Annotated in this window: 6 protein-coding genes; all 6 read right to left on the bottom strand. The window is 48.6% G+C overall.

Features of this window, described 5'->3' with window-relative positions:
* Positions 1-211: 211 nt before the first annotated feature.
* Positions 212-3943, bottom strand: coding sequence for a glycosyltransferase (locus QMX98_RS10350; protein WP_282410720.1), 3732 nt, complete (start codon positions 3941-3943; stop codon positions 212-214).
* Between the two features lie 4 nt (positions 3944-3947).
* On the bottom strand, positions 3948-5207 hold the full coding sequence (locus QMX98_RS10345) for an ABC transporter ATP-binding protein (protein ID WP_282410719.1): 1260 nt from the start codon (positions 5205-5207) through the stop codon (positions 3948-3950).
* Positions 5207-5995 (bottom strand): ABC transporter permease, encoded by a 789-nt coding sequence (locus tag QMX98_RS10340; protein ID WP_282410718.1) that lies wholly within the window; start codon positions 5993-5995, stop codon positions 5207-5209. The genes QMX98_RS10345 and QMX98_RS10340 overlap by 1 nt, the downstream gene beginning before the upstream one ends.
* A gap of 371 nt (positions 5996-6366) precedes the next feature.
* Complete coding sequence (locus QMX98_RS10335) at positions 6367-7386, bottom strand: glycosyltransferase family 4 protein (protein WP_123357739.1); 1020 nt, start codon at positions 7384-7386, stop codon at positions 6367-6369.
* Positions 7383-8345, bottom strand: a complete 963-nt coding sequence (locus QMX98_RS10330; RefSeq protein ID WP_282410733.1) for an SDR family oxidoreductase — start codon at positions 8343-8345, stop codon at positions 7383-7385. The genes QMX98_RS10335 and QMX98_RS10330 overlap by 4 nt, the downstream gene beginning before the upstream one ends.
* Positions 8342-9265, bottom strand: coding sequence for a glycosyltransferase (locus QMX98_RS10325; protein ID WP_282410717.1), 924 nt, complete (start codon positions 9263-9265; stop codon positions 8342-8344). The genes QMX98_RS10330 and QMX98_RS10325 overlap by 4 nt, the downstream gene beginning before the upstream one ends.
* Between the last annotated feature and the right edge of the window lie 32 nt (positions 9266-9297).

Raw genomic sequence — 9297 nt, 5'->3', positions numbered from 1 at the left:
CACGGGAAGACATTGCGTTTGCCTCGTAGCTTGGTCAGAGCGATGCGCCCCTCTACCACCGTTCCGTAGAAAGAATTTTTACACTTCAGCTCCGTTGAATTGGACATTTGCGGGGTCGAGGGATCGGCCATCTGCTTTGATTTACCCTCAAAAAAAAAGCTGCCTGAAAAGGCAGCTCATTTTTACGTGCGGTGCATTAAGTCGATACAGGTTAGATATAACCCTCACAAGACTTCACCGCTCGGTTCTTGGCAACAAAGTAGGCTTCATGCAGTTGTTTATGCCTGCTCAGCCTTACTTTTGGATCCGCAGGGGTTCTGAACAACGATGTGGTTTTGGGCACATAACAGAACTCATTTTCATACCCATAACGCAACCAAAGATTCCAATCCTCAAGACTACTCATATCGGTCTCGAAACCACCCCGCTTCAGATATAGGTCTCTCTTGAAAAGAAGGGACTGAATGGGGATGAAGTTATGATCAAGCAGCACATCGTAATCGTATTCATGCTTGAAGGAGTCGTGTGTCTCATGACTGACTTCCGTATAACGCCCATTCGTACCGCCAGTGACTGTACCGACCTCCATTGCCAGCGAATAAGCCGCAACGGCCGTGTCATTCTTCAACAACGCAGCAACAAGAACCTCGACGTGATCCGAAAAAAGCAAATCATCGTCGTCGAGAAACATACAGTATTTGCCTTTGGCGACCTCAAGACCATAGTTGCCTGTCACCGAACGCCCTACTTTTTCCAGACCGTAGAAGCTGACACTTCGCCCTTCCGTGCACTGCATCTCAGAAACAAGGGCTTTCATCGTCGAGCCACCGTCCTCGACCACAATTAACTCAATATTACGGTACGTTTGGTTGAACACCGACATGATGGATTGCCTCAGAAACTCATCCCTCTTCTGATAGGTACGAGTCACGATGGTGACCAAAGGCTGCTCAACGAAGGGTTCACCCACGCGCCAGAAAGCGCCGTCCCTGATCATTTCATAATCAAAGCCCCTGAAAGGAAAATAAGCATCCTTATCCGGACCTTTGCCACCGAGAAAATAAGACGCTTTCTTTGTGAGCTGAGCAATATTACGCATCAGATCCCGGCGAGAACCAGGGTATGCTTGTGGCCGCATAAACAGTAACAACTGTAGAACGATACCGCCCCACTTGTCGGTCAGCCTACCATAACGCAATCTAATATAAGCATTGGCCAAAGTACTGCCGGCATACTGAATCGGCTTCACATGATTCTCATGCTCATAGGTGTAATGGTAAACGACTGCTGAAGGACAATATTTCAGACGATAGCCATAGGATCTAAACCGATAAGAAAGCTCGACATCTTCTCCATACATGAATATCTGGCTTTCATACCCGCCGACCTTAACGTAGGCAGACCGCCTGATTAAAATACACGCATGTGAAGACCAATTGGTTTCCAGCGTCACCGGATCATAATACTTCGGATGCTCATATGGGGCCTGCCTCAACTCCCAGGATGCGACATTTTCCTGACCTTCTGACAAAGCGCTGGAAATTATCCTCTCAATGGAGTTATCCGCGAAAGTAATATCAATATTACTGACCAGAAAATACTCTGCATCGCCTTGCCCGATCGCCCTATCATGGCCCGCACCAAAGCCTACGTTATCTCCCCGTAAAACCTCAAAGCCGGCCAACTCCGCACCCAGCGTTACTTTCCAGCACTCCAGTGCTTCGACTGTACTATCGCTAGAGCCATTATCGATAAAATAGAGGTTCAATTTTCCAAGGGGATAGCTTTGAGATTTCAGGGACTCAAAAAAGCCATCGACCCACTTGACGCTATTATAGGTAACGATTGAAACATCAACGACAGGTTGAGCAGAGACTGTCGGCGCTGCCAAGACGTGAGAAAAACGACGATCCGTAATGACCTGTATCGCCTTGATATTATCTTTTGAATATATAACGGAAAGAAGCTTCGCACGTAATGATTTCGAGTAAAGACCTATCCGAACACGAATACTCGCCAAAAAAGGAAACTTCTGATAAAGCGGCCGAAGAACCGCCTTCGGACTCGACACAAGTCGACGCAGCCCCGCGAGGCAGCGCTTTACAAATGACATTATGGAATGCCCCATACTGAATACTTCACCCTTTAAAAACGAATTTTTTTCTTCTGAATTCCCAAACTTGGAACCAGTCGCCTGCAAGGCATTAAGTTGCGCCTCGACTTCAAAAAGCTGGCCCTTCACCTGAAAGAGCTCTTCATTCAACAATGCCAGATCGGCATTAATTTCTTTATTCTTTGATTCAAGCCATGAAATATAAGATTGTTGGCGATAACTTTCCAAATCAGGATCGAAGCGGCTTCTTTCAAAACCCGGCTCACTGGCATGCCCCAGTCGAGTAAGATGAGCTGACGGCTCGCAGAACTGAGCAGCAGAAAGAAAGTATTGCGTCTCGGCAAAGTCCAGAATGGAAGCTCTGAGCGCTGAAGAACACACACTATCCGTTTGGTGAGCCTGCCAATCAGACATCAAATCTGCGGGCTCCCGAACATCGATAGTCAACCCCAACCCTGAATAGGGAGCCAGTCCCAGGACGTAAACAGGCTTGCCGGCCAGAGCTGCCTCAAAACCAGCAGAGGAGTTGAGGGTAAAGACAACATCCGCAGCGGCGATCAAATCAGAAATATTATCCTCTTTGCCGGCGACGAAGACATGTTCCGGCAGCGGTGGGATAGAGTCCAACGGATGTGGTTTGACGATGATTTTTAAGCCTGATCCCGAGATAACATCCGATACATGCTGAACATACTCAGCCATGCTCGAATAGGGAGACCCCATGATTACATTGGAGTCATCCTGAACCTGCAGCAGAACCAGAGCATTGGGCTCCCTGACGCCACCCTGGTACTTATAACGGTCCTCCAGTGCCTTTAACCGGTCAACACATCCACTATTGTCGTAGGTCTGCACCCTCTCCAGATAGGCAGCAAATTCCGTCCTGAAGGTACTTCGAGCATTCACGCCCTGCGGATCCGAGTAGTAACCCATGGCATTAGGTTTTCGCAACATGCCCAGCTCATTAAAAATCAGAGGGATCGTATGAGATGAACAAATCCTGTCCAGCGAACCGTCGTAATTCCAACAAAAAACGAGATCTGGATCTAGCTCACTCACCATGCGGCGAACAAAATCGTCGTGATAAGGGACCGCCTCCTTCTTGAGTATTGCTGTCCAGTCGCTCAGCCAATCAACGTCAGGCCCATTGGGGTAAACACACGAAAATGTCGCTGGACTTACCCATTGATGAGCAAATACCCCGTACTCGTTTTTCAGTTCGTCAGAACCGACAAATATGCACTCCCATCCTTCACTGGCAAATTTGTTCGCCAACGGCAAATACACATCGACAATACTGCTGAACAACGTCGGCCGCCCTCTTAAAACCAGGGGCAGCGTGTAGAACACAACCTTCTTGAATTTTCGCTGCGCCACCCGCACGGCAGGACTGCCCGCGGCAATGCTTTGCGGTTCAATATTAAATTTTACAACCGAGTTCGCTGCGACTACTACTCCCTTACCCACTACCGCTCCCGCCAGGACTGAGGCATTTGCACCAATCCAGGCATCATCTTCAATAATCACCTCGGCCAACTTCAGGCCCTGATCCTTGATAGATATTTTGCGATCATAACGATGAGTAGAAGAAGTTATGGAAACGTTAGGAGCGATCAACACATTCGCGCCGATAGTTACCTTTCCACTTCCGTTGATCCACGCCCCGTAGTTAACCACGGTTCCGGATGAGATACTCAAAAAACCGCCTGCCCCGCACTCAATAACGACATTGTCGCGAATCTGCACATCGTCGGCGATAATACAAGTTGCTGTATCATCAACATAAAACTTTACCGTTTCGGCAATGTGCGCGTTACCAATCTTCAGCATAGTTTTAAGTAACCTTCACAACGTTTACGGTTGACGGACAATAAGCCACGCCTACAGCCTGACGACCACCAGACACACTCATTTTTCTCAAGGGCCAACGCTGATCCAGCTCAACACGCTCACCATCGAGACTGGCCATACCGATATACAGAAAGTACTCACCGGGCGCGACATTCAGCGAATAGGAAAAGCTAACCTTATACGCCCCTTCCTCGAAGCTTATTTCACCGCCAGCCAAAAGAGTATTATCACCCGCCACGTCGACACCTTTAGCGTTTCGTAACGAATAACCAATCACAACATTGCTAAACTCAGCCCGAGACTGGATATAGCAATTCATTATAACTTCATCCATAGGTTCGAAATGATTCGTTGGAACTCCCGCGGCATCAAGAAAATCAACCGCGTTGATTTTTGCTTCTCCGGAGCCAAATCTCACTTCTGAAATATCACCCAACTCTTTCTCGTAAGAAACATCAACATGCAATTCCTCAGCGAGCCCCATTGGCGATGGACCCGCATTACGGATATTTTTTTCATAATTCTTGGTTGCCGCCAAAACGTCGGCACTGTAATCAATGATACGCCCGGCCTGCATTACAATAACTGCTTGGCAAAACCGAATAACTGACTGAGTATCATGAGAAACAAAAAGTATAGTCGTACCGCGCTCCTGCATATACCTCATTCTAAGCATACACTTAAGCTGGAACCCTGCATCCCCTACACTCAGCGCTTCGTCAACAATAAGCACATCGGGATCAACATTAATTGCGACAGAAAAGGCCAGCCGTGCAAACATGCCACTACTGTACATTCGAACAGGCTGATTGATAAATTCGCCAATATCTGCAAATTCCGTGATTGCCGAAACACGCAGTTGCATTTCCGCGTGACTGTAGCCCATCAAGGTGCCTTGAAAGTAGATGTTCTCCATCCCGGTATAATCGGGATTGAAGCCGGCCCCCAACTCCAATAACGAGGCTACCCGGCCAGATACTTTAACGTCACCGCTTGTCGGCGTGAGAACGCCGGTCAAAATCTTGAGTAACGTACTCTTGCCAGCTCCATTCTTTCCTAATATACCAACGGTCTGCCCTTTCTTGACCGTGAAGGAGACATCCGAGAGAGCATGAAAATCATGATGCCGACGCTTCCCGAATAAAGACAATGCCTCAATCAATCTATCAACAGGCTTGTTGTACAGTCGATAAAGCTTACAGATATTGCTGGCAACAATGGCGTCCTCGAATACTTCAGTCATCACAAAACATCCGCAAAGTGAGGTCTTAATTTTTTGAACGTTCGCAAACCCACCAGCATGAGAACAGTCAGAACAATCCAGAATACAATCGTTTGCTCCAGACGATCCCAAAACCAGACACCCCGAATGAGTGAATCCCTGAATCCCTCAACAATATAAGAAAACGGATTAAATTGAAGATATTTTACAGCCTTGCTCTGCATGGCGTTAATATCCCAGAAAACGGGAGTCAACCAGAAACCAAACTGTACCGCCATGGAAACCAACTGACTCAGGTCAGGAAAGAAGATAACAACCGAACTGGTGATCCAGGCTATCGCCAACAACAAAGCAAACAAACAGACAATATAATAGATGACTTGAAGCCAGTAGATCGTTGGCGTATAGCCATAAACCAAAAACAAAAGAATCAGTATGCAAACAAAAAAAATGTGAACCATCAACGCCGAACCCAGCTTCACCAACGGCAGCAATGAAACCCTAAACACTATCTTCTTTACCAGAAAACTGTTTTCTTTCACCGACGAGCATCCTGAGTTCAATGCCTCGACGATAAAGAACCATGGCACCAGGCCACAAACCAACCACAAGACAAACGGAAAATCGTTTTGAGCGGCCGCCTTGAATCCAAACTGAAATACGAACCACAAAATAACAGTAGTTGCTACAGGCTGAATAAAAACCCACAAAATACCAAGATAATTTGTCAGATATCTTGCACGAAGGTCATTGGCTATCAAACTCAACAATACCCTTCGATCCCGTGCAAACCCTCTGAATATGCGCATCAAACTATTCCTTCGAGATAGACACCCAACAAGGTCATCAGCCAACAATCGAAAGGCCTACAGACAGTCAGCAGCCTTCTATTGATCCGTGATCCAGAGAAACGACCAGGCTTGACACTCGACCGTTATCCCTCTTCCCTGCACAACTGAGCGGGACACCCTATCACTGTAGCCCGAAATACCAGAACCTTATCCACAGGGTAAGCCTACATTGGACAAGCGCCCCCCGCTCATGACTCCAACTCATAAGCCCTCCTCACCAGGGAGATCTGTTCCGTTAGGATACGGACTTTCAATGGGCGAAATATGTGAGAATTCTGAAAAGGTCGTAAGAAAAGTCCTAGAAAAATCGACCTGCAAAAAAGCAGACATTACTTTGCCGGCTCCAACATTCCGGCTTGGTATTTGTATGCGATCAGGAGCAGCGGAGTGTATGCAATGATCAGCGCGGCAACACCTGGAATCAAACCGGTTCCGACAGCAACCGCCAGCGGCGCGAGCCATAACAGATTTATTGCCAGGACAGCATAAACAACCGTTTTATGATTTCCGTATTGTCGAGATGCATATTGATAAGCGTGGCTGCGATGGGCTTCATAAATTTTTTCGCCACGCAGTAGGCGTCGCATCAGCGTCCAGGTGGCATCGACAATGAACACCCCCAAGAGTATCAGCCAGCACCAAAGCAACTCGGGTACTTTAGTGGCGGCAATAATGGCCAGCAAGCCCACCGTCAGCCCGAGAAAACCGCTGCCGGCATCTCCCATGAAAATTCGCGCAGGGGGAAAGTTCCAGCAGAGAAAACCCGCAACAGAGCTTGCCAGCACCCAAACCACCCAGCTCAGTTCCTGATGTCCACTCAGCCAATAGACCAGACACCCTGACAAGCAAACAGAAATGGCCTCAACACTGGCCAGTCCGTCGATACCATCCATAAAGTTGTAGAGATTGAGCATCCAGACCAGAAAGACTGCGAACAGAATGGTTGCGAACCAGTTTAAGTTGAGCAGCACACCAAAAAAAGAGATCTGCGGCCCACCACCCAACCAGAACAATGCCCAACCCGCGGCAACGAAATGCCCTAACAGACGCCATCGCGCAGCGATGTGACCATGATCATCAGCAAAACCTAAAGCGGCAACCAACGCTCCCGCCCCCAATAGCCCTGCAAACACCGACAGGTCTATTAAGTCGAGGTAATACAACACAGGTAATGCGAGCAGAAATGAAACGACTATCGCCACTCCGCCGCCTCGCGGAGTAGGCAGAGTGTGGGAGCTACGTAGATTTGGAATATCGATCAGGCTATTTGCCAACGCATAACGCCGTAAGACATAAGTCAAAAATAGCGACACGATGAATACTGCACTGAGCAGCCAACAGAAATTCATTTTTTTAGAGTATCCAGATAGTGATCAGCCGTCTGACGTAATGCTCTGGTCATCACGACGGGAGGAGACCAACTCAAGAGGGTTTGAGTTCTGACGATATCGACCTCAAGAGAATCGAATAAGCGTTGGGCTATCACCTTTTTTCCGAGCACCGACAAAACACCCTTCAACATCCAGACGGGGACTGGAATCAACAGCGCCGGCTTTCCGAATGCCCTGCCAATGCATTGCAATAGCTGCGTTGTTGACAGGTCTTCACCATCACTTACCAGGAACGTATTATTCGCCGCTTCAGGGTGATCGACACACTTGATAACCAGATCCACAAGGTTATCTACCGCAACAAAACTTCTTCGATTATTTATGGCACCTAATGGCAGCGGAACTCTTTTATTCAGCCAACTCATCATACTTAAAAAGTTAGCCTTTACTCCCGGACCATAAACCAGTGGCGGACGAATAATCACCACTTCCATGCCGGTAACAAGGCTGATTTGACGCAGTGCGTCCTCTGCTTCCAGCTTGGAGATACCATAAGGATCGATCGGTGCCGGAGGATCATCGAATTTGAAGGGGTTGCCCGGAACGGTACTCTCGCCGTTCACCTTGATCGAGCTGATGTAAATGAAGCGCTTCACACCTGATTCAGCAGCCTTGCGAGCGAGACTAACTGTGCCATCCACGTTGATCTTACGAAACTCCATCAAGGCGTCAGTCGCAGACTCATTCATCACATGCACCCGCGCGGCACAGTGAATGACTACCTGAACATCGTCCAGTACTGGCAGCCTTGTGTTATTTCCCAGACTGAATGGCACGACTTGGCAAAGTCCGCCAAGGCGTGAAGAGCCGCGAACCGCAGCCACTGGCGTGAGCTTCCTGTCCAGCAACAGCCTCAAAACCACGGCTTCGCCGACAAAGCCGGACGCACCAGTCACTAGAACTTTCGGTCCTTTCATTTGGTTTTTTTTCCGATCATTGCGGTCGCCCAGCAAATCAGAAAGAAAAACAGCTTGTCCCGCAACCGCCGCCGACACTTCCAGGCACTGAACGAAAGCAGCATCAATTGCATACGCCCAAGCCGAAACCAGCGCCGAACAAAAGGATCGGTTTCCTTGCCTACAAGCGCCGTGATGAGTTGTACCTGCGAAAACCACCAACCGTCATGAATGGTTTTGTAGCGCATGAATAGCGAACCAATCCCGATATTCGCGCCTACCTGGTTACTTTCATGCTGACGATATTGCATAACCGGTACCGGATCGGTAAACCACTTGAAACCATGGCTGCGAGCGAATGCATAGAAGTACCAGTCATGTAGACTGACACCCTGAAGTGCTTGCCAATGGGCAAGCACCGAGGTCTTGAGTTGCATTGCCAGTTTTTTGTTCAGAACATAGGTGCAGCCGGGCCCCGCTGCTTCGAAAAGATAATCCCAGTTTACCTGTGGCTGCGCCTTGTCCAACAAGTGGGTCTTGCCATTCTGCCAGAACGCTGTGACATTGCTCGAATAGCCATCCACCTCTCGCGCGCAAATCACCTCACTCGCCCGCTTGAGCTTGTCAGTATGCCAAACGTCATCCTGATCGGAGAACGCGATGAGGTCGTACCCGTCAAAGTCGACATCGCGGATAAGCCTGAAGAAGTTGCGCGAGGCGCCACCAAAACTACCGGCTGCCGGCAACAGAACAATGCCTTGATGGCAATTAGCGAACTCAGCACACCAGACTTCAGTTCCATCCGTAGAAGGATCGATACTGATATAAACGGTTACGTCGACAGCTGACTGGTCGAGGATCGAGGCCAACTGCTCCTCGATCCACTGCATGCCATTGTAGGCAGCCAGCAAAACCGCAACCTTGGGATGTTTTACTGGCATGCCATTCCTGCCTGGACCGGTTGAACGCTACT

This window comes from Pseudomonas sp. PS02303 (genome assembly GCF_029959925.1).
In the GTDB taxonomy this organism is placed as follows: Bacteria; Pseudomonadota; Gammaproteobacteria; order Pseudomonadales; family Pseudomonadaceae; genus Aquipseudomonas; species Aquipseudomonas mandelii.
This window is presented reverse-complemented; position numbering and strand designations above follow the sequence as displayed.

Excerpts from the sequence above, each read along its gene's own strand:
- QMX98_RS10325 (WP_282410717.1), bottom strand. The coding sequence starts at position 9,265 with ATGCCAGTAAAACATCCCAAGGTTGCGGTTTTGCTGGCTGCCTACAAT.
- QMX98_RS10335 (WP_123357739.1), bottom strand. The coding sequence starts at position 7,386 with ATGAATTTCTGTTGGCTGCTCAGTGCAGTATTCATCGTGTCGCTATTT.
- QMX98_RS10350 (WP_282410720.1), bottom strand. The coding sequence starts at position 3,943 with ATGCTGAAGATTGGTAACGCGCACATTGCCGAAACGGTAAAGTTTTAT.
- QMX98_RS10330 (WP_282410733.1), bottom strand. The coding sequence starts at position 8,345 with ATGAAAGGACCGAAAGTTCTAGTGACTGGTGCGTCCGGCTTTGTCGGC.
- QMX98_RS10340 (WP_282410718.1), bottom strand. The coding sequence starts at position 5,995 with ATGCGCATATTCAGAGGGTTTGCACGGGATCGAAGGGTATTGTTGAGT.
- QMX98_RS10345 (WP_282410719.1), bottom strand. The coding sequence starts at position 5,207 with ATGACTGAAGTATTCGAGGACGCCATTGTTGCCAGCAATATCTGTAAG.